The organism is Mitsuokella sp. UBA4253 (assembly GCF_002395285.1).
GTDB lineage: Bacteria > Bacillota > Negativicutes > Selenomonadales > Selenomonadaceae > Mitsuokella > Mitsuokella jalaludinii.
Window position 1 is genome coordinate 42,431 of the sequence record NZ_DGWR01000008.1, and the last position, 26,437, is coordinate 68,867.

General features: G+C 54.4%; 23 protein-coding genes and 1 other annotated feature. Of the genes, 3 read left to right on the forward strand and 20 right to left on the reverse strand.

Going from position 1 to position 26,437, the window contains the following annotated elements; genetic code table 11:
* Position 1 precedes the first annotated feature (1 nt).
* The 16 genes from B2X55_RS04035 to B2X55_RS04110 all read right to left on the reverse strand — a co-directional run bounded on the left by B2X55_RS04035 (position 2) and on the right by B2X55_RS04110 (position 16,137).
* The gene (locus tag B2X55_RS04035; protein WP_286820986.1) at positions 2-1,282 is read right to left on the reverse strand and encodes a TerD family protein; all 1,281 of its coding nucleotides are present in this window, start codon (positions 1,280-1,282) and stop codon (positions 2-4) included.
* 18 nt (positions 1,283-1,300) lie between these two features.
* A complete protein-coding gene (locus tag B2X55_RS04040) occupies positions 1,301-2,800 on the reverse strand; it encodes a TerD family protein (protein WP_055160841.1) in 1,500 nt (499 codons plus the stop codon).
* 120 nt (positions 2,801-2,920) lie between these two features.
* Positions 2,921-3,532 carry a TerD family protein gene (locus B2X55_RS04045; RefSeq protein ID WP_055160838.1) on the reverse strand — a complete coding sequence of 204 codons (612 nt, stop codon included), beginning with the start codon at positions 3,530-3,532 and terminating at the stop codon, positions 2,921-2,923.
* A 10-nt stretch (positions 3,533-3,542) separates the two neighbouring features.
* Positions 3,543-4,121, reverse strand: a complete 579-nt coding sequence (locus B2X55_RS04050; protein WP_082427697.1) for a TerD family protein — start codon at positions 4,119-4,121, stop codon at positions 3,543-3,545.
* 85 nt (positions 4,122-4,206) lie between these two features.
* Positions 4,207-4,785 carry a TerD family protein gene (locus B2X55_RS04055; protein WP_286820988.1) on the reverse strand — a complete coding sequence of 193 codons (579 nt, stop codon included), beginning with the start codon at positions 4,783-4,785 and terminating at the stop codon, positions 4,207-4,209.
* Positions 4,786-4,890: 105 nt separating this feature from the next.
* The gene (locus B2X55_RS04060) at positions 4,891-7,521 is read right to left on the reverse strand and encodes a calcium-translocating P-type ATPase, PMCA-type (RefSeq protein ID WP_055160829.1); all 2,631 of its coding nucleotides are present in this window, start codon (positions 7,519-7,521) and stop codon (positions 4,891-4,893) included.
* Positions 7,522-8,151: 630 nt separating this feature from the next.
* Positions 8,152-9,672, reverse strand: coding sequence for a lysine--tRNA ligase (gene lysS, locus B2X55_RS04065; protein ID WP_414683486.1), 1,521 nt, complete (start codon positions 9,670-9,672; stop codon positions 8,152-8,154).
* Between the two features lie 27 nt (positions 9,673-9,699).
* Complete coding sequence (gene greA / locus B2X55_RS04070) at positions 9,700-10,170, reverse strand: transcription elongation factor GreA (protein ID WP_286820991.1); 471 nt, start codon at positions 10,168-10,170, stop codon at positions 9,700-9,702.
* 31 nt (positions 10,171-10,201) lie between these two features.
* On the reverse strand, positions 10,202-10,471 hold the full coding sequence (locus B2X55_RS04075) for a GIY-YIG nuclease family protein (protein WP_286820993.1): 270 nt from the start codon (positions 10,469-10,471) through the stop codon (positions 10,202-10,204).
* Entirely contained in the window at positions 10,471-11,082 is a 612-nt protein-coding gene (locus tag B2X55_RS04080; protein ID WP_036378067.1) for a peptidylprolyl isomerase, read from the reverse strand. The genes B2X55_RS04075 and B2X55_RS04080 overlap by 1 nt, the downstream gene beginning before the upstream one ends.
* A 38-nt stretch (positions 11,083-11,120) precedes the next feature.
* Positions 11,121-11,858 carry an MBL fold metallo-hydrolase gene (locus B2X55_RS04085; RefSeq protein WP_286820994.1) on the reverse strand — a complete coding sequence of 246 codons (738 nt, stop codon included), beginning with the start codon at positions 11,856-11,858 and terminating at the stop codon, positions 11,121-11,123.
* A gap of 29 nt (positions 11,859-11,887) precedes the next feature.
* Positions 11,888-12,820 (reverse strand): YitT family protein, encoded by a 933-nt coding sequence (locus B2X55_RS04090; protein WP_036378074.1) that lies wholly within the window; start codon positions 12,818-12,820, stop codon positions 11,888-11,890.
* Positions 12,817-13,449, reverse strand: a complete 633-nt coding sequence (locus B2X55_RS04095; protein WP_286820995.1) for a hypothetical protein — start codon at positions 13,447-13,449, stop codon at positions 12,817-12,819. Before B2X55_RS04095 ends, B2X55_RS04090 begins: the two co-directional genes overlap by 4 nt.
* A 29-nt stretch (positions 13,450-13,478) precedes the next feature.
* The gene (locus B2X55_RS04100) at positions 13,479-14,711 is read right to left on the reverse strand and encodes an aminopeptidase (RefSeq protein ID WP_286820996.1); all 1,233 of its coding nucleotides are present in this window, start codon (positions 14,709-14,711) and stop codon (positions 13,479-13,481) included.
* Between the two features lie 26 nt (positions 14,712-14,737).
* Entirely contained in the window at positions 14,738-15,181 is a 444-nt protein-coding gene (dtd, locus tag B2X55_RS04105) for a D-aminoacyl-tRNA deacylase (RefSeq protein WP_286820997.1), read from the reverse strand.
* A gap of 2 nt (positions 15,182-15,183) precedes the next feature.
* Positions 15,184-16,137 (reverse strand): alpha/beta hydrolase, encoded by a 954-nt coding sequence (locus tag B2X55_RS04110; RefSeq protein ID WP_286820999.1) that lies wholly within the window; start codon positions 16,135-16,137, stop codon positions 15,184-15,186.
* Positions 16,138-16,365: 228 nt separating this feature from the next.
* Here B2X55_RS04110 and B2X55_RS04115 point away from each other — a divergent pair, with 228 nt between their 5' ends.
* On the forward strand, positions 16,366-18,054 hold the full coding sequence (locus B2X55_RS04115; protein ID WP_286821000.1) for a glycoside hydrolase family 13 protein: 1,689 nt from the start codon (positions 16,366-16,368) through the stop codon (positions 18,052-18,054).
* 93 nt (positions 18,055-18,147) lie between these two features.
* On the opposite strand, the gene B2X55_RS04120 is transcribed toward B2X55_RS04115, so the two are convergent.
* From B2X55_RS04120 to ileS, 4 genes are all read right to left on the reverse strand, one after another.
* A complete protein-coding gene (locus B2X55_RS04120; protein WP_036378127.1) occupies positions 18,148-19,815 on the reverse strand; it encodes a 2-isopropylmalate synthase in 1,668 nt (555 codons plus the stop codon).
* Between the two features lie 39 nt (positions 19,816-19,854).
* Positions 19,855-20,123 (reverse strand) — a binding site (T-box leader).
* Positions 20,124-20,207: 84 nt separating this feature from the next.
* Positions 20,208-20,729 (reverse strand): acyl-CoA thioesterase, encoded by a 522-nt coding sequence (locus B2X55_RS04125; protein ID WP_036378093.1) that lies wholly within the window; start codon positions 20,727-20,729, stop codon positions 20,208-20,210.
* A gap of 148 nt (positions 20,730-20,877) precedes the next feature.
* A complete protein-coding gene (locus tag B2X55_RS04130) occupies positions 20,878-21,264 on the reverse strand; it encodes a metal-sensing transcriptional repressor (protein ID WP_051652259.1) in 387 nt (128 codons plus the stop codon).
* A gap of 140 nt (positions 21,265-21,404) precedes the next feature.
* On the reverse strand, positions 21,405-24,536 hold the full coding sequence (ileS, locus tag B2X55_RS04135) for an isoleucine--tRNA ligase (protein ID WP_286821001.1): 3,132 nt from the start codon (positions 24,534-24,536) through the stop codon (positions 21,405-21,407).
* Between the two features lie 418 nt (positions 24,537-24,954).
* On the opposite strand from ileS, the gene lgt reads away from it, so the two are divergent.
* Positions 24,955-25,764: a prolipoprotein diacylglyceryl transferase gene (gene lgt, locus B2X55_RS04140; RefSeq protein ID WP_055160794.1), complete on the forward strand. Its 810-nt coding sequence runs from the start codon at positions 24,955-24,957 to the stop codon at positions 25,762-25,764.
* A 71-nt stretch (positions 25,765-25,835) separates the two neighbouring features.
* Positions 25,836-26,294 (forward strand): S-adenosylmethionine decarboxylase family protein, encoded by a 459-nt coding sequence (locus B2X55_RS04145; protein ID WP_055160791.1) that lies wholly within the window; start codon positions 25,836-25,838, stop codon positions 26,292-26,294.
* Positions 26,295-26,437 lie beyond the last annotated feature (143 nt).

Sequence of the window (26,437 nt, forward strand, 5' to 3'; positions counted from 1 at the left end):
TTTAATCCTTTCTTCCTCTGACCCATCTCAATCCCCAGCCAAAAGCTTCATCCAAATATTTATGGCCATTATAGAATTGAACAATTTTTGATATAGTGAAGCTACCATGTCCATCATTTTCCAACATAGCAATGCCACACATAATCTTATTAGATCCATACTCATCCATTTTCACGATAATATCAGGACTTCCTGGACATTTTATTGTCACCACACCATCTGCCTGCTGCCAATTCGCTATCCCATCATATATAAAGGTATAAACTAGGACACGCTTTATTTTATTGACTTTCTTGCCATTTATGCGCAGTGTTTCACCACCTATCGATGCCCCAGTTCTATCATCTCCATCGAGCGCTATATATGGTGCACGCTCCAATGAGCCGAATGCATTACCAAGCGCCTGCACTGTTCCTTTTTGTCCATCATAAAGTTCGAATAGACAGCCGAGATCCAAATCTATAGCTCCATTATTACGACTGCCGAACAGAGCTGAGAAAAATCCACCTGAGCTCCCGTTAGGATTGCCCTGATGCCAGTTGAGATTTATAGATATCTCGCCTAATGCCTCATTGTTCTTTTTGACAAGGCTTACTTTCTGGCCTTTTTTCAATTCCACTTTCTTTAATGAAACAGTAGATTTAGGCTCAATCTTTGGTGTTGATTTTACCTTTGATTCATGCCTAGTAGCGGAAATTTGGCTGTCAGTCACTTCTAATCCATAGCTTTTAGTAAGCGCCGCCAGTCCGCCATTATATCCAGCACCTATAGCTTGAAATTTCCAATTACCATTGTGACGATACAGTTCACCTATCACAACAGCTGTCTCTTTTTGAAGCGCTCCCTGTTCAGCATCATAACGGCATATGCGGCTACCACTCGACTTATCACTGACCTGGACGTGCAAGTTTCGTACCTGCTGGAAACTTTGACCGCGTTTATCAGCATCGTATATAGTCGCTGTAAAATCTATTTTTTCTACGCGTTCGGGAATAGCGACTAAGTCTATGCGAAGTCTTTCTTCCCCATCATCTCCACCCTCATGGATGACACTGCCACTAGGGTGACGCTGTTGACCATAAAAAACCATATCGTCATCGCCAGCTGCCTTTCCGTTTCCATCAAGAAGGAATGCAGCCACATCCACATCGAGATTAGATGAGGTATTCCAGCCCACTTCAACCTCCAGATGTTTTATCTCTGGACGTGCTTTATCGATATCTACTTTCTGACCACGCTGCAGTTGCTGTGCCATCTGTGTTTGTGCCGCCATGCTTCTCATTTCTATTCCCCCTTATTCTCACTGAACCTCTATGCCATAGCTCTCACATAGTCTTCTGAGGCCATCGTTATATCCTGAACCGACACCTTTCATCTTCCATGCCCCCCGATGACGATATAGCTCTATTCCTACCAGTGTTTTTTCTCTAGAAATACGATCAAGCGGCAAATAGTAAATCCCTTTACCCGCACATGAAATCTGTACGAAAGCATTACGCATCCCCGAAAGGTTCTTCGCCTCATCTTCACCATAAGCAGAGAAACAAATCGCTATTTTTTCAGTATCACTGACTACGCTAGCAAGTTTGACCAATGCCGATGATGTATACTCTCCCGCATTTATCACAACCGCTCCATCGCATGAGGCAGGAAAGCCGAAATATACCATGTCTTTATCGCCATGTGCCTTTCCATCAGCATGCAGCAAATACACATAGCAGTCGACCTCGATATCATCAGATATCGATGCATAGCCTAGCCCTATAGCCAGAGACATTTGTGAATATGATGTAATATCTATGCGCTCACCAGCGTGCATCAATTGTCCCTGCGGTGCATGACAGTTCGCATCATGCACCTCCCCTTCGACATCATCCGGATTGCCAGTAAGATCGCATAGCAGTAGCTGCGTCAGATCTATACCGGGAGCCAGACCATTTTCACCAAAAGATGCCCCGAGTCGATTCGCCTGATTTCCTAATGCTCGCTCGAAGAAATTGCGCACCTCACGAGCATTGCCAAATCGCTCATCACGTTTCTCATAGACATCATAGAAATAATCCTCCGCATAGCGTTTGGCACTACGGGAAAGTTTATAACCATCTTTCTTGCATAGTTTGACAAATATGTCCTGTAATTCCTCGGGGCTATAGTCGTCAAAATGAATATATTTATTAAAGCGGGAGCGCATACCGGGATTAGAGTCCAAGAATTTGTCCATAAGGTCAGGATAACCTGCAACTATGACTATGAGATCATCACGATGATCCTCCATACCCTTAAGCAGAGTATCTACAGCTTCTTGACCAAAATCATTGCCGCCTTGGTTCGAAGTCAGCGTATATGCTTCATCAACAAAAAGTACACCTCCAAGCGCCTCTTTTATAACTTCCTGCACTTTCAATGCTGTCTGTCCCACATAGCCGCCTACAAGTCCTGAGCGATCGACTTCAACAAGCTGTCCTTTGGACAGAATACCAATCTTATGATATATACGCGCAAGCAGACGCGCTACGGTCGTCTTACCTGTTCCAGGGTTGCCTGAGAAAACCAGATGTAGAGACATATTTGACTTTCGCAGTCCCAGTTGAGCTCTGGCTTGTTGAACACGCACAACATTTATACTCTCCATGACTTCATGCTTGACAGCAGACAGCCCAGTCAAGTTGTCAAGCTCGGCCAGCAACTCCTCAAGTGTGGTCGTATCCTCTTCAGGAGCTTGTTGCCCATTATTCCTTTTTTCTTCCTCGCGATTTCCAGTAGGACTATGTCTATGCCGACGATCATTCAAGTCAATCATACATATCGTCTCTCCATTCCATCTCATCCAAGCCCAATATAGCGAACTTTCAATTTTCTCATAAATGAAAATAAAGGGATTTTTGCAAACCCCTTTATCCTCATAAACTACTATGCCGGCTCAGATAAAGTGCTCAGCAAGATCAAATACATAAGACGCATTGACGCCCTGTCCTATGGCATTGAATTTCCATTCTCCATTGTGCCGGTAGACCTCGCCAAATACCATACCTGTTTTACCATCGTAGTTTTCAGACAGATTATATTTCATTAACTCCTGTCCATTATCGGCATCAATAATACGGATGAAAGCATTTTTAATCATACCGAAATCTTGTTTCCGTTTATCAGCTTCATAGATATTCACAACGAATATAATCTTGTCATAACGACTTGGTAACAAATCGAGTTGAACGACAATCTGCTCATCGTCGCCCTCTCCAGCACCAGTGAGATTATCACCCATATGCTTTACAGCGCCACTCTTATGTTTTAGATTGCCGAAAAAAACTACATCGTCCTTGTCGGTAAGCTTACCGTCTACACAGAGTATAGCCGAAGCATCACAGTCTATATCTGCATTTCGATTACCACTACCAAACAAGCTTGAAAATAAACCACCAGATTTTTGCTCAGCTTCATCCCAACCTAGACCGACTATGACCCTTTTCAGGCGCCCGCCATCCGATTTCTTCAGATTGACTTTCTGACCTTTTTGTAGATTAACACTCATGTCCCCTACCTCATACGTTCACACCGAAATTGCGGCACAAAGCAGCAAGGCCGCCTTGGAAGCCACTGCCTATGGCATTGAATTTCCAATCAGAACCATGACGGTAAAGTTCACCGACAACTACGGCCGTCTCAATGGAGTAATCTTCACCGAGATCATAGCGAATGAGTTCTCGATTAGTAGCAACATCAACAACGCGTATATAAGCATTACTTATCTGCCCAAAGTTCTGTCCTCGTTCCTGTGCCTGATCGATGGTTACTGTGAAGGCAATCTTCGCTACCGAGGCAGGTACTTTAGCAAGATCTATCTTTATCTCCTCATCATCGCCCTCACCTTCGCCAGTACGATTATCGCCCATATGCTCAACAGCACCAGATTTATGCTTCAGATTATTGTAGAAAACAAAATCTTCATCGCTGGCAACTTTGTCATTATCTTTCGTCAGGAACGCCGCTGCATCGAGATCGAAATCAGCGCCACCATCATACTTATTGACATCCCAGCCAAGACCTACCAATACCTTCGTCAGCCCTGGATTGCCTTTCGTCAGATCTACTTTCTGACCTTTTGATAGACTTACTGCCATTTTATGTTTCCTCCTTCTACTATGAACCTATATCCAAAGTTCTGCTGCCTGATTTATGCCGCAGAGCTTAGCTGCCTCTTGAAATTTAGGCATCGATTCCAAAATTGCGACACAAAGCTGCCAGGCCACCACCAAAGCCGCTGCCGATAGCATTGAACTTCCACTCCGAGCCATGGCGATAAAGCTCACCGACGACTATTGCTGTTTCTAGTGAATAATCTTCGCCGAGATCATAGCGAATAAGTTCTTTGCCTAATCCCTCATCTACAACGCGTATATAAGCATTGTTTACCTGCCCGAAATTCTGACGACGTTCCTCGGCCTGATCGATAGTGACTGTGAAATCAATCTTGGTTACTCCAGTCGGCATTTTTGACAGATCTATCTTGATTTGTTCATCGTCGCCTTCTCCAGCACCAGTTCTATTATCTCCCATATATTCTACCGCACCGGATTCGTGCTTGGTATTATTGTAGAAGACAAAGTCTGTGTCTTTTGCTACCTTACCATCGTCTTTCAGCATGAAAGCAGCTGCATCTAGATCGAAATCAGCTCCACCATCATACTTATTAACGTCCCAACCAAGTCCGACGAGCACTTTCGTCAACCCTGGATTGCCCTTAGTCAGGTCTATCTTCTGGCCCTTGGATAAATTAACAGACATGGAATCTCCTCCTTTATGTCATGTATGTCATGGAATTATATGGTGATATTATTCTATATGCTGCTCTTATGTATTTCACCTATTACTCAGTTATATTGTACTCATTTAACGTATAATAATCTTGCGAATCATGTCTACAGGTATGATTGTCAATGCTGTCACTATGACAAATCCCCATTCTGAAGCAACCAATCCATAGCAGCTCAACACCTCACCGCCAAGATAAGTCATTATCACCTGCACTATGACGATAAGGCCCATGACCTGAATGAAGCCAGGGTTACGTCCTACATTTGCCAGCAGATTCAACCCATTTGTTCGAACATTGAAAGCATTGCATACTGCAATCAGAATAAAGAACGAAAAATAGCCTGTCAACAGATATTTATTAAACATATCATCTGGGTCAGGACGGAAGAATCCAGATGCAAATGATGTCATTATGTACACAAGGCTTAGCGCAAATGTCCACGTCGCACCTGTTAATATCTGCGTCCACATGGGCTTGCTTATAATATTTTCGTCACGACGTTTTGGTTTCTCCCGCATGTATTCGGCTAGAGCCGGCTCACCACCAAGTGCTAAGGCCGCCAATGTATCCATTACGAGGTTCACCCACAGCATCTGCGTGATGGTCAACGGTGGCTGGAAGCCAAGTAAAGGGGCAACAAACGAAATACCTACCGCAGCAACGTTGATTGTGAGCTGGAATACTACGAATTTACGGATGTTGTTGTATATGGTGCGTCCGTAAAGTACCGCTCTTTCAATAGATTTAAAATTATCGTCGAGGATGACTATCTCGCTGGCTTCCTTCGCCACTTCAGTGCCACCACCCATTGCAAAGCCGACATCAGCCTGCTTGAGAGCTGGCGAGTCATTCACTCCATCCCCCGTCATGCCAACAACAAGATTCAGAGATTTAGCTATACGCACAAGACGGCTCTTATCACTCGGCAGGGCACGTGCGACCACGCGTAACCGCGGCAGTATCCCCACTATTTCCTCGTCACTCTTAGCCGCTAGCTCATCTGAGGTTATAACTACATCATCTGCAGATTTTACGAGACCACACTCCTTGGCGATAGCTGCAGCAGTCTCGCGTCGATCACCGGTAATCATAACAACCTGTACACCTGCCCGTCGTACTTCCTCTAGCGCAGTTATTGACTCAGGTCTAACCTCATCGCGAATACCAACAACACCGACCAGCGTCCATTCACCGTCCGGCAGACTACCTTTTTCCAATGGAGCCGATGTCGTAGCCACAGCCAGCAGACGAATAGCCCTACCGGCCAACTCATCGAGCTTGGCATTAAGCATGTCTGTTATAAGCGGCTGGACATGACCTGTCTCGTCATAGTACGTTGTGCATCGATCTATAATACGCTCAGGTGCGCCCTTTATGAGAGTCAGATTATCACGTCCTCGTATCTGTGCAGCTGAATATTTATTCGTGCTATTGAAGAGAACCGTATCAACCACTTCATCACCCGGCTCATCAGGCAAATCGCGAATAAAACTCAACAAAGCTCTGTCAGTACCATTACCGCCAACGATCTGCCCGTCTGCGGTAACAACAGCGGCCGTATTCTGGCGTATGCTGAGTGATACCAGTCTGCCCAGTTCCGCCGACAGATCAGTCGTCGCTTTATGGGTCCTTCCCTGTCCATCCAAGAAGGTCACTACCTCGAGCTGCCCTTTAGTGATTGTACCGGTCTTATCGCTGAAAAGTATATTAAGGCTGCCTGCCGTTTCTATTCCACTCAGCTTGCGAACTAGAACATTCTCTTTCAACATCTTGCCCATGTTCTGAGCGGATACGATTGCAATCATCAGCGGCAACCCCTCTGGCACTGCCACGACTATTATGATGACAGCTAGCATCACTGCCTCTATAAGATCATGACCTACAATCATCCAGTTCGAGCAATATGCATTAATAGCTGCAATATCAAAGCCATTCTGAATCACGATGCGCTGGAACATATAAGCAATGGCTATGAGTGTACCGCCATAGTAGCCGAACTTGCTGATATCATCAGCCAGCTTTCCAAGTTTCAACTTCAACGGCGTATCGCGTTCCTCATCTGTCTGCAATTCACCAGCAATACGGCCATACTCAGATTCATCGCCTACGATTGTGACCCGCATGACTGCATTACCTGCTGCCACGATAGCACCACGATAGACGCTATGAGAATCCAGTAGATTACGCTGCTGATCTGCGTCACTATCCGATAGTGCCGTTTTCTCTATCTCCTCCGACTCGCCATTCAGTACGGACTGGTCGACCTGGATGTGCCCTTGAATGATTACACCATCAGCTGGAATCTTATCTCCCGTCTGAAGTAGTACACAATCGCCAACGACTATATCATCTATAGCAATCTCACTGATATTACCGCTGCGATATACCTTGCATAAAATACGCGAGGCATCGGCCTGAAGGCTCTGAAAAGCATTTTCATTGCGGTATTCCGAAAATGTCGACACCAGCGTAGCAATCAAGACTGCCATGGCTATGCCAACTGACTCATACCATTTAGCCTGCCCCATGAATGCAAACACTACATTGATAATCAAAGCCACACAGAGAATCTTGATGATTGGATCATTAAAATTATCCCACAGCTTGTCCCAGAAACTCTCCGTTGCGTGTTCAGTCAACCGATTGTCTCCATGAAGACGTCTGGATTCAGCAACTTCTTGTTCGCTAAGCCCTTCAATATTCATATCTTCACCTCTTAGAATTGTAATATGTTTCAAATCACTCTATCAGAAAACTTTATCTTTAGTATACAATATTTGTCCCCCCCCGCAAGACATTTATATTTTTATTATTGTACACTTATAGAACAACTCACGCTTGGCATCTCCTATTTGAGAATGATCATGCCATTGACGTCGAGGAAAATTGACTCCTGCTGCAGTGCCTTCAGAATCATGGCACACACTCTCTCGGCCAAAAATTTGACAGATAGATGTATCCTTGACAAGCTCTGTTACCAAAAGCACAAGAACAGCTATTCAACAACGCTTTTGTCTGCTTTGACTGAAACAATCGGTACAGGCAGCGCATCGATGGGGTCTCTCCCAAAAGCCAGCTGGGCCATCAGAGTGTCAGTCTTATCGCAGAGCAAAACAGTAAAGAAAAAAAGTCCGGACACCACCAAAAGGCGTCCGGACTTTTCATTCGCATCCAGCTCTGTTCTAAGCAGAAGTGCTATATCAGCTATTCTCTAAGAGAAAATACTGGCCTTGTTGCACTCAGCTCGTAAATTCATCAAAGCAAAAAGCCTGAAACTTCTCGTCACAGCGGGAAGTTTCAGGCTTTCTCATTTGTAAAGTTTTATCAAGCGGAAATCACTGCTCGATCGGCTTCATCGTCGGGAACAGCAAGACGTCACGGATGGACGGCGCATCCGTCAGCAGCATGACGAGTCGGTCGATGCCGATGCCGACGCCGCCCGTTGGCGGCAGGCCGTACTCCATGGCCGTGATGTAGTCGCGGTCCATGACATGCGCCTCATCGTCGCCAGCCTCGCGCTGCTTGAGCTGGTCGAGGAAGCGGCCTTCCTGGTCGATCGGGTCGTTGAGCTCCGTGAAGCCATTGGCCAGCTCGCGGCCGTAGATGAAGAACTCGAAGCGGTCGGTGATGCGCGGGTCTTCCGGATTGCGCTTCGCGAGCGGCGAGATCTCCGTCGGATGGCCCGTGATGAACGTCGGCTGCATCAGTGTCTCCTCTACCTTTTCCTCGAAGGCCTGGTTGAGGATGCCGCCGATGCCGTGGCGCGGCTCGTACGGGACGCCGATCTCGTCAGCCATCTTGCGGGCCTCTTCGACGGTCTTGCAAGAGAGGAAATCCTTACCCGTCGCCTCTTTGACGGCATCGTTCATGCTGATGCGCTTGACCTTCGAGAGATCGATCTCGACGCCCTGGTAATTGATGACCGGCGTGCCGAGAACGCTCTTGGCGGCATTGACGACAATGCCTTCCGTGATGTCCATCATGTCCGTGTAGTCAGCGTACGCCTGGTAGAACTCGATCGTCGTGAACTCCGGGTTGTGGCGGACATCCATGCCCTCGTTGCGGAAGACGCGACCCATCTCGTAGACGCGGTCGAAACCGCCGATGACGAGGCGCTTGAGGTTGAGCTCCGTCGCGATGCGCAGGTAGAGGTCGATGTCGAGTGCATTGTGGTGCGTGACGAACGGGCGCGCTGCTGCGCCGCCGGCGATCGTCGAAAGTACCGGCGTCTCGACCTCGAGGTAATCGCGATCATCGAGGTACGTGCGGATGGACTGGATGATCTTCGTGCGCTTGCGGAAGGTGTCGCGGACCTCCGGGTTCATGATGAGGTCGAGGTAGCGCTGGCGGTAACGGATGTCGACGTCCTGCAGGCCGTGGAACTTCTCCGGCAACGGGCGCAGCGACTTCGAGAGCAGGTCGAAGTCCTCGACGCGGACCGTCACCTCGCCGCGGTGCGTCTTGAAGACGATGCCGCGGATGCCGACGATGTCGCCGATATCGAGCTTCTTGAACTGGTTCTTGTACTTGTCCTCGCCGAGCACATCGATCTTGAAGTAGACCTGGATGTTGCCCGTGCGGTCGTTGAGCGTGCAGAACGACGCCTTGCCATGGCCGCGGATGGCCATGAGACGGCCGGCGATGCGGACCTCGCCGCCCTCTTCATCGCCTTCAAGATGTGCGTATTTCTCCTTGATTGGCTCTGCATAATCCGTGACTTCGTAACGATGGCCAAACGGCGGCACGCCCATCGCGCGGAATTCTTCCATCTTTTCGCGGCGGACCTTCATCATCTCATTGAGGTCTTCCACAGGAGCCTGCTGCCCCTTCTGCTTCTTATCTGACATACTTTCCATTACTCCAATCTTAGCGATCCGTTGCAATCAGCCCTTGATCTCGAGGATCTCGTACTTGATGATGCCGGCCGGAGCGTGCACGTCGATGACACTGCCGCTCTTCTGTCCGAGAAGTGCCTGGCCGAGCGGAGATTCATTCGAGATCTTGCCCTCGTCCGGATCCGCCTCGGTCGAACCGACGAGCATGAAGGTCTCCTCATCGCCGAACTCGATGTCCTTGACCGTGACCTTGCTGCCCATCTGGACGATGTCGCCGGCACCAGCCTTGATGATGTGCGAGTTGCGGATCTTGGCCGTGAGGTCCTGGATCTCGCCCTCGAGGAATGCCTGCTCGTTCTTGGCATCGTCGTACTCCGAGTTCTCGGAGAGGTCGCCCAGTGCGATGGCGGCCTTCAGGCGCTCTGCAATCTCGATGCGCTTGACGCTCTTGAGGTAGTTGAGCTTTTCTACGAGTTTATTATAGCCTTCTTCGGTCAGCATGACCTGTTTATCTGCCATGATAAAACGCCCCTTTATGTTTCAGTTTAACTTATTTATTATAATTTCTTTTCTCAGCTGTGTCAATCAAGGCAAGCTTCGCCGCGCGCGTCATCTTCTTGATGGCGGCCTCGCGCGAAAGTGCCTCTCCCTTCGTCGCGAAGGACTCGAAGTAGACGAGATGGACCGGGCGGTGCGAGCGCGTGTACTTCGCGCCGCGCCCTGCATTGTGCGCCTTGACGCGCCCCGCTAGGTCATTCGTCCAGCCCGTGTAGAGGCTGCCGTCCGCACATTCGAGGATGTAGGTGTAGGCCTCTGCCATCACTCCGGATACTTGATCTCGATGGTCTTGATGACAACGTCCTCGAGCGGGCGGTCGGCCATGTCTGTCTCCGAATGGCCGATGCGGCGCACGACATCCATACCTTCCTTGACCTTGCCGAAGATCGTGTGATGGCCGTTGAGCCACGGCGTTTTATCGAGTGTGATGAAGAACTGGCTGCCGCCCGTGTGCGGCATGCCCGTGTTGGCCATCGCGAGGATGCCCTCACCGTCGAAGCGCAGATCGTCGAGGAACTCATCCTCAATCGTGTAGCCCGGGCCGCCCATGCCCGTGCCCTCCGGATCGCCGCCCTGGATCATGAAGCCGTCGATGACGCGGTGGAAGATGACGCCATCGTAGAAGCCTTTCTCGGCGAGGTCGATGAAGTTCTCCGTCGTGATTGGCGTCTGGTCCTCAAAGAGCTCCACGCTGAAGTTGCCGAGGTTCGTCTCAAATACTGCAATGCGATTTACCATTTTCTTATCTCCTCCATGAACATCTTTGACGGTCTGGCCGTCTTGAATGCTTGTTGTTTTCTCACTGCCGGATGCGGCAAGGCAACTGCCCGTCATCACGAGCATGGCGAGCAGCAGCAAGAACACCTTCTTCATTTTACCTTATATCCTCCTATGTTTTCAATAGTCGACCGTCAGTCTGCAAGGAATTGGCCATCTTTGAGGCAGGCCCTCTCGCCCGGCGTGCGCGGCGACCAGACGGGAATGGAACGGCCTGCTCCGAAAAAGCCCTCTGGCGGCTGCCAGGCTGGATAGCCGACGGAGTGCATCGTGACGAGCGCGCGCACCTCCGTCTCGGCGCAGAACACCTTTGCGCCCTTGTCGATGCTCGGGCCCAGGCGGCCGTCGACGGGGAAGAAGGCCAGATCCGCCTCTAGCCCCTTGAGCTTCTTCATCTGCTTGCGGAAGGCGTTCTCGGCGAGCTTCCGCTGCTCCTGGGGCTCGCCCGTCCAGTCCCACCAGTTGAAGTCACCGGCATGGAAGAGCGTCACACCCTCGTCCTTGAGCACGACGCGGAACGATGTGCCGATATCTGTCGAGTCGAAGGACGCCACGGCGATGTGCTCGTCCTGCCAGGATGCGTACGTCTTGAGGAAGACGAGCTTCGCCTGGTCAAAGCTGCTGAGGCCCTTTGTGCAGCGGATGTCATCGCTGAGGATGTAGCGTTCTGTCTTTGCCTCGTAAGTGCAGATGTGCGCATCGAAGTGGTCGAAGTGGCCGTGCGACGCGAAGAAGTAGAGGTGGTCAAAATCCGCCGCTTCGACGGCTGCATCGACGGCTCCCGCCGGGTCCTTGAAGTCATCGAATACGAGCAGTGTGCGGCCGACGCTCACGAGAAAGCCGCTGTTCAGCAGGTAGGTGATCTCAATCATGTGGATTCTTCCTTTCTTTTGGTAGAGGCTCAGCGCTCATCGTGCCATTTCAGATGCTCCGGATGCTCTAGCTGTACCTTGTCCTTGTTGATGAAGCGCCGGAAGGCGATGCCGGGCTCACTGAAGCCGCGGCCCATGACTTCATTTGCCGACATGATGATCATGAAGGCGTGCGGGTCGACCGCGTGTGCAATCAGCTTGATCTTGCTGACCTGCGTGAGCTTGACGACGACGAAGACGACATTGCGCTCCTTGCGCGTGAAGGCCCCCTGCCCGTGCAGAAATGTCACGCCGCGGCCGACTTCCATGATGCCGTCCGCGATCTGCTGCGCGCGGTCCGAGACGATCAGGACGGCCTTGCGGCTGTTGAAGCCAGCGATGACCTTGTCGGTGACCATCGCATTCATGTACATGCAGATCAAAGTGAACATCGCCGGAGCAACGCCGAAAAGGAAAGCCGCCACGCACATGATCATGCAGTTGAAGGCGAAGATGACGCCGCCCATGTTGAGCGAGTAGTACTTCTTGGCGATGGCGCCGACGATGTCGAAGCCGCCCGTACTGCCGTTCATGCGGAAGACAATGCCGTAGCCAATGCCGTTGAATACGCCGCCGAAGATGGCCGCGAGCATGATGTCGTTGACCGGCGCGTAGGCATTGAGAAAGCGCGTGAGATCGAGGCACAGCGAGAAGATGCCCGTGCCGATGATGACATCGACCGTGTAGCCGTGCCCGAGCGTCTTCCAGGCTGCCATGAGCAGCGGGATGTTGTAGAGGAAGGTCTGCAGGCCGATGGGCAGCTGCGCCAGGTAGTAGACGATGATCGCGATGCCCGTCGCGCCGCCCGTCAGGAGATGGGAAGGCACGAGGAAGAGGTTGATGGAGCAGCTCGCGATCAGGCAGCCCACGGTGATGCCGAGATAGCGCAGCAGGCGGTGGCGCATCATCTTGAGGTGAATCATGGCCGTACCTCCTTGAGGACGGGCGGCTCTGCCTTCCCGAGTGCGGAGGTGTCGATTTCCTTCTCGGCAAAGCGCGGTTCGAGTTCCCCTTCTTCCGCATCGTCTTCAAGCGCCCGCTTTTCCGCTTCCTCATCGGTCAGCGGCAGAGACGTGATGCGCATCGACGTCAGATACCCATCCTGCGCATCGATGCCCAGTAGGAGATGGTCGTGCGGATGGCCCTCGCGCGTGTAGATGTAGTACGCCGCCCCGTCGAGACGCTGGCGCTCTGTCTTGCCGTACGTCTTCTGGATCCAGTACGAAGTCGCGCCGAGCCGGATGCCGTTCCTCGCCTCGTAGCGGTCGTTCTTGATGAGGAAGTCGACGACGTGGCCACTCTTGTCGACGGCGGCCTCGTAGTGGTCCTTGTAGACGTAGACCTTGACCATCACGCCCTGGCGTATCTCCGTCCGGTCAAAGAGCGGCTCCCCCCACGCTTTGAAAAGCTCCGCTTCGCTCGCGCCGAGCATGGCGCCGCGGCAGGAAAAATCCGCATCCCGAAGCCCAGCTGCCTCTGAGCGCCCCGCTGGCAGGCAGAGTGCCGCCAAGACCAGCACGAGCGCTGTGAAGATGACTAGAGTCCTCTGCATCATCCCATCTCCTTTCTGTCTCCTATGCGTCAAAAAGCGAAATTGCCCTCATGGAATACCTGCACCTCCGTGCCGTCACGGCGCGTGCCGACAATCTCGAGGTCGCGGCTGCCGACCATGAAGTCCTCGTGCATCAGCGAGTCGTTGACGCCGTGCTGCAGGAGCGTCACGCTGTCCATCTTCTCGCCGTCCTTGAGGCAGGTCGGATATGCCTTGCCGAGCGCCAGATGACAGGCAGCGTTCTCGTCGAACAAGGTGTTGTAGAAGAGCACGCCGCTCTTCGAGATAGGCGAGTCATACGGCACGAGCGCCACTTCGCCGAGGAAGTGCGAGCCCTCGTCCGTCTCGATCAGCCCCCTGAGGATCTCCTCGCCCTTCTTCGCGGCGAAGTCTGTGACGCGGCCATTCTCGAAGCGCAGCCAGAAGTCCTCGATGAGATTGCCGTTGAAGTTCAATGGCTTCGTCGCGTAGACAATGCCGTTGACACCGTCGCGCTTCGGCAGCGTGTAGACCTCTTCCGTCGGCATGTTTGCGGCAAACACCGTGCCAAGCTCCGACTTCTCGGCGCCCCCCGCCCAGATATGACCCTCCGGCAGTTCGATAGTCAGGTCCGTGCCGAGACGATTCGTGTAGTGGAGCTTCTGGAAGTCATTCGCGTTGAGGAAATCGGCCGCCCTGTGCAGGAAGGCGATGTGATCCTGCCAGTCCTTGACGGTGTCGATGCCCTCGCCGACGCGCACCGTCTGGAAGATCTCCTGCCAGAGGCGTGCGACGGCCTTATCCTCTGCAAGCCCTGGGAAGACCTTCTTCGCCCAGCCTTTCGTCGGCACGGAGACGACACACCAGGTGTTGCGGTTGTTCATCAGGCGCTCCCTGTATTCCATGAGCGCCGCACCTGCCGCCTGATTGGCCAGCTTGAGTTTCTCCGGGTCAATGTCGCAAAAGATCTCCGGGTCACGGGCCGCGATGGAAACGAAGGCCGCTCCCTGCGCCGCGTAGTCTTCGTAGAAGGCACGCCGCCATTCGGGAAATTCTGTAAAAAGAGCCATCTTCCCCTCCTGATAGCGGATGTGCGCGAGCTGCTCATCGTTCCAGCTCACGACGACATCGTGGGCGCCCGCTGCAAAGGCCTCCTTGGCAATGGCGCGAGCAAACTCTGCGCACTCGATTGGCGCATTGATGACGAGGATCTGTTCGCGCTGCAGATTGACGCCGACACGCACGACGAGACGTGCATAATTGTGCAGTAAATTCATATTCATGCCTTTCCCCCTGTCTGACTCTATCCTTACAAGCAATCGGTATCAAAGAGCAGCGTGACCGGGCCGTCATTGACAGAAGCCACCTTCATATCCGCGCCGAATTCACCGTGCTCCACCCGGAAGCCCTTCGCGCGCAAATTCTCCATGAAGCGCTCGTAGAGCGGCTCCGCAAGCTCCGGCTTGGCCGCGTGCGAGAATCCCGGGCGGCGCTTCTTGAGGTCAGCGTAAAGCGTGAACTGCGAGATGACGAGGAAGGCCCCGCCCACCTGGTCGATGCTCAAGTTCATCTTGCCCGCCTCATCCGAGAAGACGCGCACATGGGCGATCTTCTCGGCCAGCCGGTCGCAGGCCGCCTCATCATCCTCAGGGCCAACGCCGAGCAGGACGAGAAAGCCCTGTCCTATGGCACCGCACACCTTGCCCTCGATCTCAACGGATGCCTGCTGCACCCTTGTCACAACTGCTTTCATTCTCATTCCTCCATATAGGGCTTCACGAAATTCCGGATGGTCCGGAAGTACGTCTGCTGATCTGCCTGACTCGCCGCCGCGTGCACGGCCCCCGGTATCATCAGCAGTTCCTTTTTCGGCGCATTAGCCGCCGCGTAGAGCTGCTCCGCCATGTTCGGTGGCACGAGCGTGTCCTTCGTGCCGTGGATGAAGAGGATTGGCACACGGGCATGGCGCACAGCATCAATCGGCGCCGCATCGTGCAGGTTGAAACCCGCCACCTTCTCGCAGCGCCAGTTCAGGAGATTCATGGCCGGGAAGGCGGGCAGGCCGAACGAGTTCTCCATCTGCATGGCGATGAGCTCATCCGCATTCGTGTAGCCGCAGTCCTCCACCGCCGCGACGACTTCCGGCGGCAGATCCTCGCGGCCCGCGGCCATCATGACCGTCGCCGCCCCCATCGAGACGCCGTGCAGCACGATCTTGGCCTGCGGATAGAGCTCAGCGACCTTCTTCGCCCAGAGCACGATGTCCTCGCTCTCGCGGTAGCCGAGCGTCAGATAGCGCCCGCCGCTGAGCCCCGAGGCCCGCAGGTCCGGCGTCAGCACGTGGTAGCCCATCGATAGGTAATGCTCCGCGATGTAGTAGGAATTCTGCTGCGTGCAGCCGTAGCCGTGCGCGACGATGACCCACTTGTCCGTCGCGCGCTCCGGCTTGAAATGCGTCGCCGCGAGGTAGATGCCGTCCTCCGACTCGATGTTCCAGTTCTCCGAAGCGTAGTTCGGCTTGTCGAAATGGCGCGCCTCCGGCGGCATCAGCAACGCATAGGCCCGCGGGGGCTCCTGCGGGTTCTCCGCCGTCCCGCGCTCCAGGCCGAAGTGCACACAGTAATTGCCAATAAAATATCCCGCCTCGATGACAAGCGCCGCCGTCACGATGACTGCCGTCAAGAGGCAGGATATGAGGATCTTCTTCATAAAAGCGCCAAGAACCACCTTTCTGCTCTGCCAAAATGTGCTTCTATTATATCATCATTATCGGGAAAAAAGATGGCATCTGCCAAAATTTTTCCCCCGTCTCCCTGCTGTCCTGCCGGCCGTATCCGGAACGAGGTCCGCATTCTGTATCAGTCCCGCATAGGAAATCAGCGCGAGAAGGGCGAATACGTCAACGTCAAGAAAAAGACACACAGGAGGTATTCACATATGGCAGAAAAACAGAAGGCCTGGTGGAAAGAGGCCGTCATCTATCAGATCTATCCGCGCAGCTTCCAGGATTCGAACGGCGACGGCATCGGCGACTTGCTGGGCATCACGCGCCGCATCCCGTATCTCAAGAAACTCGGCATCGATGTCATCTGGCTCTCCCCGATCTACCAGTCGCCCAACGACGACAATGGCTACGACATCTCCGACTACCGCGCCATCATGAAGGACTTCGGCACGATGGCCGACTTCGACACGCTGCTGAAGACGGCACATGAGGCGGGCATCAAGCTCGTCATGGACCTCGTCGTCAACCACACGTCTGACGAGCACGCCTGGTTCATCGAGAGTCGCAAGTCCCGCACGAACCCGTACCGCGACTTCTACATCTGGAAGGACGGACGAGACGGCAAGGAACCGAACAACTGGGAGTCGTACTTCAGCGGCCCGGCCTGGCAGTACGATGCGGCGACGGACCAGTACTACCTGCACTGCTTCTCCAAGAAGCAGCCGGACCTCAACTGGGAGAACACGAAGGTGCGCGATGCCGTCTTCGACATGATGACCTGGTGGTGCGAGAAGGGCATCGACGGTTTCCGCATGGATGTCATCTCGATGATTTCCAAGGACCAGTCCTTCCCGGACGGTCCCCTCAAGGCAGACGGCTACGGCGACCTCTCGCCGCACGTCTGCAACGGGCCGCGCGTCCACGAGTACCTGCAGGAAATGAACGATCGCGTGCTCTCGCATTACGACCTGCTGACCGTCGGCGAGGCAGCGGGCGTCACGATCGACGAGGCCAAGAAGTACGCCCGCAGCGACGGCAAGGAACTCGGCATGGTCTTCCAGTTTGAGCACGTCGGCCCGGAAAACGGCAAGGGCAGCATCATCGACAAGTGGACGACGGGCAAACCGCAGATGCCGGATGTCCGCGCCATCCTCAACAAGTGGCAGCTGGAGCTTGAGGGCAAGGCCTGGAACTCGCTCTACCTCGACAATCACGACCAGCCGCGCTGCGTTTCGATGTTCGGCAACGACAGCCCCGAGTGGCGCGTGCTCTCCGCCAAGATGCTCGCGACTTGCCTGCACATGCAGAAGGGCACGCCCTACATCTACCAGGGCGAAGAGCTCGGCATGACGAACACGACGTTCCACTCGCTCGCTGACTGCCAGGACCTCGAGGAGATCAACGCCTGGCACCAGTACGTCGACGAGCAGAAGAAGGTCACGCCCGAGACGATGCTCGCGTGCTTCAACACAGTCGCCCGCGACAATGCGCGCACACCAATGCAGTGGGATGCCAGCGACAATGCCGGCTTTACCGACGGCACGCCGTGGCTCGCCGTCAATCCGAACTACAAGACGATCAACGCCGAGGCCGCGCTCAAGGATCCCGATTCCACCTTCTACTACTACCAGAAGCTCATCCGCCTGCGCCACGCCTACCCGATCATCGTCTACGGCACCTTCGAGCCCCTCTTGGAGGAAGACCCGTGCGTCTATGCCTTTGCACGTCACCTGGACAATGAGACGCTCCGCGTCGCCTGCAACTGGACCGATAAGGAAGTCCCCTGCACGCTGTTTGAAGGGCTCGAGGGCGAGACGCTGATCTCCAACTACGAGCAGCACAAGGCGGACTGCCTGCAGCCGTATGAAGCGCGCGTGCTCCTGACGAGAGACGCCCGATGACCAGCTGGACCTCTCAATCACTCGAACACACAAAAATCCGGACCAATCGCTTGGCCCGGATTTTCTTTTGATATACGTATGTACTTACGGTTATTACTTGCCTGCCTTCATGCGGTTGATGGCGCTGATCAAGGCCTGGATGGATGCCGTGATGATATCCGTGTCCATGCCGGCGCCCCAGGTGATGTGGCCGTCGTCGTTCGTGATGCCGATGTAGGCCATCGCGCGGCTATTCTGGCCGATCTCCAGCGCATGCTCGCTGTACGTCAGATCCTTGTAGGCGATGTCGAGGTTTGCCTGCAGCGCATTGGAGACGGCATCGAGGCGGCCGTTGCCGCGTGCGAGGAAGGTCTTCGGCTCGCCGTTGACAAAGATATCGACCGTGCCCTTGCGCGTGCCGTCCGGCTCCTTCTGGAGCAGGAAGTCATGGAGCTTGTACGGCGTATCGACGTTGACGTACTCATCCTGGAAGATCTGGTAGATCTCATCCGGCATGAGTTCCTTGTGCTTGTGGTCGGAAACGCCTTTGACGCAGTAACCGAAGTCCTCGCGCATCTTCTTCGGCATGTCGATGCCGTATTTCTGCTCCATGATGAAGCCGACGCCGCCCTTGCCGGACTGGCTGTTGATGCGGATGACGTCGCCGTCGTACTCGCGGCCGACATCCTTCGGGTCGATGTAGAGGTACGGCAGTGTCCACTTTTCCGGATTCTTCTCTTCCTTCCAGTGCATGCCCTTCGCGATGGCATCCTGATGGGAGCCGGAGAAGGCGGCGAAGACGAGGTCGCCGGCGTACGGCTGGCGCGGCGAGACGTGCATGCGCGTGACGCGCTCGTACATCTCGACGAGTTCCGGCATATTCGAGAAGTCGAGCTGCGGATCGACGCCGAGGGCGAACATGTTCATGGCAACCGTGATGATGTCGACGTTGCCCGTGCGCTCGCCGTTGCCGAACAGCGTGCCCTCGATGCGGTCCGCACCGGCCAGCATGCCCATCTCGGCATCAGCTACGCCGCAGCCGCGGTCATTGTGCGGATGGAGCGAGAGCACGACATTGTCGCGGTACTTGAGGTGCTTGTTCATGTAGGCGACCTGCGTCGCGAAGACGTGCGGCATGCTCATCTCGATGGTCGCCGGCAGGTTGATGATGGCCTTGCGGTCAGCCGTCGGTTTCCAGACATCGAGGACGGCATTGCAGACCTCAAGTGCGTACTCCGGCTCCGTGCCCGTGAAGGACTCCGGCGAATACTCGAAGCGGTAGTTCGCACCGGCCTCTTCCGTGAGTTCCTGCAGGAGCTTTGCACCATCGACAGCCATCTGCTTGATCTGTTCCTTGTTCTTGCGGAAGACCTGCTGGCGCTGTGCAACAGAAGTCGAGTTGTAGACGTGGACGATGGCGTTCTTGACACCCTTGAGGGCATCGAACGTCTTGCGGATGATGTGCTCGCGTGCCTGCGTGAGGACCTGTACCGTCACATCGTCTGGAATCAGGTCTTCCTCTACGAGGCGGCGCAGGAACTCGAACTCCGTTTCCGATGCAGCCGGGAAGCCGATCTCGATTTCCTTGAAGCCGACTTTGAGGAGCATCTTGTAGAATTCCATCTTCTCGTCAAGGCTCATCGGGATGACGAGCGACTGGTTGCCATCGCGAAGGTCAACGCTGCACCAGATTGGCGCATGGTCTGGGGCATCCTTCTTCGCCCACTCCAGGTCAATCTCCGGCGGCATGAAATAACCTTTGCTGTACTTCTGATAATTCATCATTTGACAAAACCTCCCCAAATAGAAAAGCCCCCCGTCTCATGAGACGAAGGGCTGTACCTGCGTGTTACCACTCAAATTCATACTCCTTGCGGAGTACCTCTACGGATTCTAGCAAATCCTCCTGCTGTAACGGTCAGGCTCCGTCCCTGCCTAATCATGCACTCACTGCATACAATCGTGTACGCCGATGCACTTTCAGCGAGCTGCTTCAAGGTGAGTTCCAGATCCTTTCCCGACTGCCTCGCACCAGACGGCAGCTCTCTGATCGTTCGGGGGTCCTTACTATTCCTCTTCAACGCATTTCCCTGTGTTGGGTACTAGAATAGCACAGGAGAAACTGTTTTGCAAGCATTTTTTGTAAATCTGTAAACTTTTTTACAGGTCTGCGCTCATTTTTTCTCTTCTGGCTCGCGCAGCGTCTTCTTGGCCTGGCTGAGCTTCTTCTCGACCTCGCGCTGCTGGCGCTTCTGCTCCTTGTGCGCCTCATAGCGGCGGCGGCCTTCCTCAAAGGCCTTTCTCGCCTCTTCCGTGTCGATGATGAGCGGCGGCACAGCCTTCGGGCGCGAATTGCGGTCGAGAGCGACCATCGTGAAGTAGGCTGTCAGCGCGCGCTGCGGCTTGCCCTCCTGATCGAGATCCTCTACATCGACGTTTACCGTGACTTCCATCGAGCTGTGGCCGACGAAGACAATCTCTGCCGTGCAGGTGACGAGGTCGCCGACGAGGATCGGCAGGTGGAACTCGAGCTCGTCCACGCGAGCCGTAACGACATTGCAGCGCGCGTACTTGCGCGTCACGGCATAAGCCGCCGAGTCCATCATCTTCATGATATCGCCGCCGTAGATGTTGCCGCTCGGGTTCGTCTGGTTCGGCATCATGACCTGGCTGATTATGAGTTTATTCTGTGCCATGGAAAAACCTCCTGATCTATCGATGCAGAGCACGCGCTCCGCTCATGTTATAGAAATGATATACGGACATATTGCCTATAGGATACAGGACTAGGATATAGGATTCACACGGGAAATACCGTGACTGACTCACAAAACCGCGCGCACCTCACTTGATGAAGCGGTCAATAGCCCGGTTGAGCTGGTCCAATGCCTCTTGGTCGTTGTCGCGCACGGCATCGACGATGCAGTGCTCGAGATGGTCCTTGAGGATGATGCGGCTGACGCCCTTGATGGCGCTGTCGACCGCCGAGAGCTGCACGAGCACCTCGCTGCAGTCGCGCCCGTCCTCGATCATGTGCTTGATGGATTCGAGGTGGCCGATGAGCCGCGCCATGCGGTTGAGCACCGCCTTCGTCTGCGTGTGGCTGTGCTGATGGCCGTGCGCGCCATGTGTATGGTGGAGCACCGTGCCATCGGCCAGCACATGGATATGTTCCGTATGTCCATCCTGTCCATGATGTCCATTGTCCTGATTTCGATTGTTCTCGTTCATTCGCTTCAGTATCACCTGCCTGGTATTCTCGTTGCAAAGGACTATTGTCTATATTCGTGTTTTACTTCTGTTTTTCCTTCTTTCCCGCAATAAAAAAATCTCCTCATCAAGAGGAGATCTTTTTATGGTCAGCGGGGAAATCAGTCAACCGAGAGGGTCACCGTCTCACCGTTGATGTTCCACTCTTTCTCGTGGCCGGACGTCGTGCCGTACGTGACTTCGTCAGCGAGCGTGATGTCCTTGAGGAAGCTCTCGTTCTTCTTGACGAGGTTCTCGAGCTTCTCGTTGCCCTTGAGGCCGACCTTGATGTGATCCGTGACCTCATAGCCATTTTCCTTGCGCATCGTCTGGACCTTGCTGATGATCTCGCGGACAAAGCCCTCTTCGAGCAGCTCTTTGCTGAGCGTCGTCTCCAGCGCAATCGTCACGCCGTTGTAGCGCTGGCAGTTGAAGCCCTCCGTCTGGGCCATCGTGACCTCGACGTCTTCCGGCAGCAGCGTGACATCGCCGTCCGGCAGTGCGACGACGAGCTTGCCCGTCGTGTCGAGTTCTTCCTTGGCCTTGTGGCCGTTGACGGCCTTCAGGGCCTTCTGGATGGCACCCATCTTCTTGCCGACCTTCGGTCCGAGGACGCGGAACTGCGGCTTGAAGCTGTACGTCAGGTAGGCCTCCATGTCATCCTTGAAGACGACTTCCTTGACATTGAGCTCTTCTTCGACGATCTCCTTGTAGAAGTCCGGCAGCACGACAGGCGCCTTGACGTACATCTTGCCGATTGGCTGGCGGTTCTTGATGTTGGCCTCATTGCGCGCAGCGCGGCCGAGCACGACAATCTCGAGGACCTCGCCCATGTTCTTCTCGAGGTCTTTGTCGATATGTGCTTCGTTGACCTGCGGGAAGTCGCAGAGGTGGACAGACTCCGGAGCCGTCTTGTCGATGCTGCAGACGAGGTTGCGGTAGATGGACTCCGTCATGAACGGGATCATCGGCGCAGCGGCCTTGGCCGTCGTGACGAGTGCCGTGTAGAGCGTCATGTAAGCATTGATCTTGTCCTGCTCCATGCCCTTTGCCCAGAAGCGGCTGCGGCTGCGGCGGACATACCAGTTCGAGAGCTCGTCGACGAACTCCTCGAGTGCCTTGGCCGCTTCCGTCACGCGATAGTTCGTGAGGTCGTAGTCGACATCCTTGACCATCGTGTTGAGGCGCGAGAGGCACCACTTGTCCATGACCGGCAGCTTATCGTAGTCGAGCGTGTACTTCGTCGCATCGAAGTTGTCGATGTTGGCGTAGAGCACGAAGAATGCGTACGTGTTCCAGAGTGTGCCCATGAATTTGCGCTGGCCTTCCTGGACGGCATCGTCGTGGAAGCGGTTCGGCAGCCACGGTGCGCTGTTCTCGTAGAAATACCAGCGGATGGCGTCAGCGCCGTGCTTCTGCAGCGCCTCCATCGGATCGACGGCATTGCCCTTCGACTTCGACATCTTGCGGCCTTCCTTGTCCTGGACATGGCCGAGGACGATGACGTTGCGGTACGGTGCCTTGTGGAAGAGCAGCGTCGAGATGGCGATCAGCGAGTAGAACCAGCCGCGCGTCTGGTCGACTGCCTCCGAGATGAAGTCTGCCGGGAAGCGCTTCTCGAAGATGTCCTTGTTGTCGAACGGATAGTGCCACTGCGCAAACGGCATAGAGCCCGAGTCGAACCAGCAGTCGATGACTTCCTTGACGCGGTGCATCTCCTTGCCGCACTCCGGGCACTTGATCGTGACCTTGTCGATGTACGGGCGGTGCAGCTCGATGTCATCCGGGCAGTTCGAGCTCATGGACTTGAGCTCCTCGATCGAGCCGATGACATGCTGATGACCACATTCGCACTGCCATACCGGCAGCGGCGTGCCCCAGTAACGGTTGCGCGAGAGGCCCCAGTCCTGTACGTGCTCGAGCCAGTTGCCGAAGCGGCCCTCACCGATGGACTTCGGGATCCAGTTGACCGTCTTGTTATTGGCGACAAGCTCATCCTTGACAGCCGTCATCTTGATGAACCAGGTCGGGAACGAATAGTAGAGCAGCGGCGTGTCGCAGCGCCAGCAGTGCGGATAGCTGTGCGTGAATTCCGGTGCCTTGAAGAGCAGGCCCTTCTTCTCGAGATCAGCGAGGATCAGTGGGTCTGCTTTCTTGACGAAGATGCCCGGCCAGTCCGTCTCGGCCGTGAGCTCGCCCTTGCTGTTGACGAGGTTGACAAAGGCGACACCGTATTTCTGGCAGACGCGGTTATCGTCTTCGCCGTATGCCGGAGCCATGTGGACGATGCCCGTGCCGTCTTCCGTCGTGACGTAGTCATCGCAGGTCACGATGAATGCCTTCTTGCCGCGCTGGTTCTTGACCTTCTCGACAGCGAACGGATAGAGCGGCTCGTACTCGCGGAACTCGAGGTCCTTGCCCTTGTATCTCTCGAGCACCTTGCGCTCACCCTCGACGCCCTCAAAGACCGTGTCGACGAGCGCCTCGGCGAGGATGTACTTCTTATCGCCGACCTGCACCTTGACATAGTCGACCGATGGGTTCACGCAGAGCGCCATGTTCGACGGCAGCGTCCACGGCGTCGTCGTCCAGGCGAGGAACGAGCAGTCGTCGTCCTTGGCCTTGAACTCGACCATGGCCGAACGCTCCGTGACATCCTTGTAACCCTGAGCGACTTCGTGTGAGGAGAGCGGTGTGCCGCAGCGCGGGCAGTACGGAACGACCTTGTAGCCTTCATAGAGCAGGCCCTTCTTCCAGATTTCCTTGAGTGCCCACCACTCCGACTCGATGAAGTCGTTCTCATACGTGATGTAGGGGTGCTCCATGTCGGCCCAGAAACCGACGACATCGGAGAACTGCTCCCACATGCCCTTGTACTTCCAGACGGACTCACGGCACTTCTTGACGAACGGCTCGATGCCGTACGCCTCGATCTGCTCCTTGCCGTTGATGCCGACCTGCTTCTCGACTTCGAGCTCGACCGGCAGGCCGTGCGTATCCCAGCCAGCCTTCCTGAGGACCTTCTTGCCCTTCATCGAAGCGAAGCGCGGCAGCATGTCCTTGATGACGCGCGTCAGGACATGGCCGATATGCGGCTTGCCGTTGGCCGTCGGCGGGCCATCATAGAACGTGAAGGTATCGCAGCCCTCACGCTGGTCGATTGCCTTCTGTGCGATGTCGTTTGCTTTCCAGAAATCGCGGATCTCTTTCTCGCGCTCCACGAAATTCAGGTTCGTATCTACTTTCTTATACAAACAGAATGCCTCCTCACATATGAAAAGCCTGCACCCAAATAGGATGCAGGCTCATGATACCTACAGGATAACCACCTATTCATTCCACGCACCACCATGCGCTGTCCCGTAACGGGGGATACCGGCAAAGCCTACTTAATCATTCAGCCCGCTGCTCCGGAGTGATCTTCCCCTGCAGGTACGCACGCCCGGCTCTCACCTCGCCCGGTTCGCTTCCGCTCTCCCCGCAGTCTACTCTCTCCATCGATGCATTTACATGTTGACACGGTTTATTGTACCACAGGGATAGACATATTTCAAATACAAATTGCACCGTGCCGCTTCCCTTCTCAAGCCATCCCGTTTGGGCTATAATGAAGATTGTTTGAGTCATCATGAACGAATCATGACAGAAAGAAAAAGAAAAGGAAGGTATCTTATGCATCAGTATCTTTTCTATATCGGAGACTTCCCGATCCGGGCGTACGGCCTCGTGCTGTCTCTCTCGATCATCCTCGCGACAGGCGTCGGCTACTTCCTCGCCAAGGCAGATGGACGCGGCTACGAGAAACACATCGTCGACCTCGGCATCTACTGCGGCGTCGCGGGACTGCTCGGCGCACGCCTCTGGGACGTTTTCTTCTTCGACTGGGATTACTACAGCCATCATCTGACCGAGTTGCTGAACGTCTGGCAGGGTGGTATGGCTATCCAGGGCGGCGTCTTCCTCGGCGTCTTGACGGGTGTCTGGTACTGCCGCCGCCACCATCTCGACACTGTCCATCTCATGGATGTGCTCGCCCCGGCCATCATCCTCGGCCAGTCGCTCGGCCGCTGTGCCAATCTGCTGAACGGCGATGCCTTTGGGGCGCCGACCGGCACTTCCTTCGGCATCATCTACCCGGTGACGACGCTCGCACATCACACGTACGGCGATCAGCCGCTCTGGCCTGCCGAAGTCTGGGAAGGCCAGCTCGATGTCGTCATCTTCGCCCTGCTGCTTCTCTTCCGCACGACAGAGCATGCGAAAGGACAATGCTTCGCCCTCTACGTCATGCTCTACAGCCTCGCGCGCTTCGGCCTCGAATTCCTGCGCGGCGACTACACCGAGAAGGTATTCGGCCTCGTCACGAGCGCACAGGCCACAAGCATCGCGGCCTTCACCATCGCCGCCATCTTCTTCATCGGCCTGCGGCTATATGAAAAGAAACCGAAAAAAATCAGAACAAATCCTCGCCATAAAGTTTGACGGAACCGAATCCCATCTACTATAATGGAACATGGAATCATAAAAAAACACATGAAGGAGCCGACGAATTCATGAAAATCTTAGCACGTCATCTCACGGTCGATCTCTTCAACTGCAAGAACAGCAAGCTCAAGGACATCGACCAGATCAAAGCCTATACGACAGAACTGCCGGGGCACTTTGCCCTGACAAAGATCTCTGAATGCTCCGAGCATCTGACGGAGGATCACTATGCCATCATGATGCTCTTCCGCGAGGGCCACATGGTCCTGCACATCTACACCAAGCTCAAGTACGTCGCCATCGACATCTTCCTTTGCCAGGAGAACGCTGAACCAGAGCATATCGCCAAGGAGATGCGCGATTTCTTCAAGCCGGACAAGACGAAGACCACGCTCTTGAAGCGCGGCGACTTCGGCTCTGCCAAGGACATCCGCCCCAAAGTCAAGACGCGCGTCGCTCCGCTGCGCAAGATCCACAATACGGGCGCCAAGGTCCTGCGCGTACTGGCCCGCCGTAACCGCCAGTAAATCAAGAGTAAAGAGAAAAAGGGATTTGCCCTGAGTCATGCGCTCAGGGCAAATCCCTTTTTATGGTTCCGGATGTGGAACGGATACAAAAATGGCCCCGCCTCAGCGGAGCCATTGCTTAACCGGCAACTTCCTATCCTCCC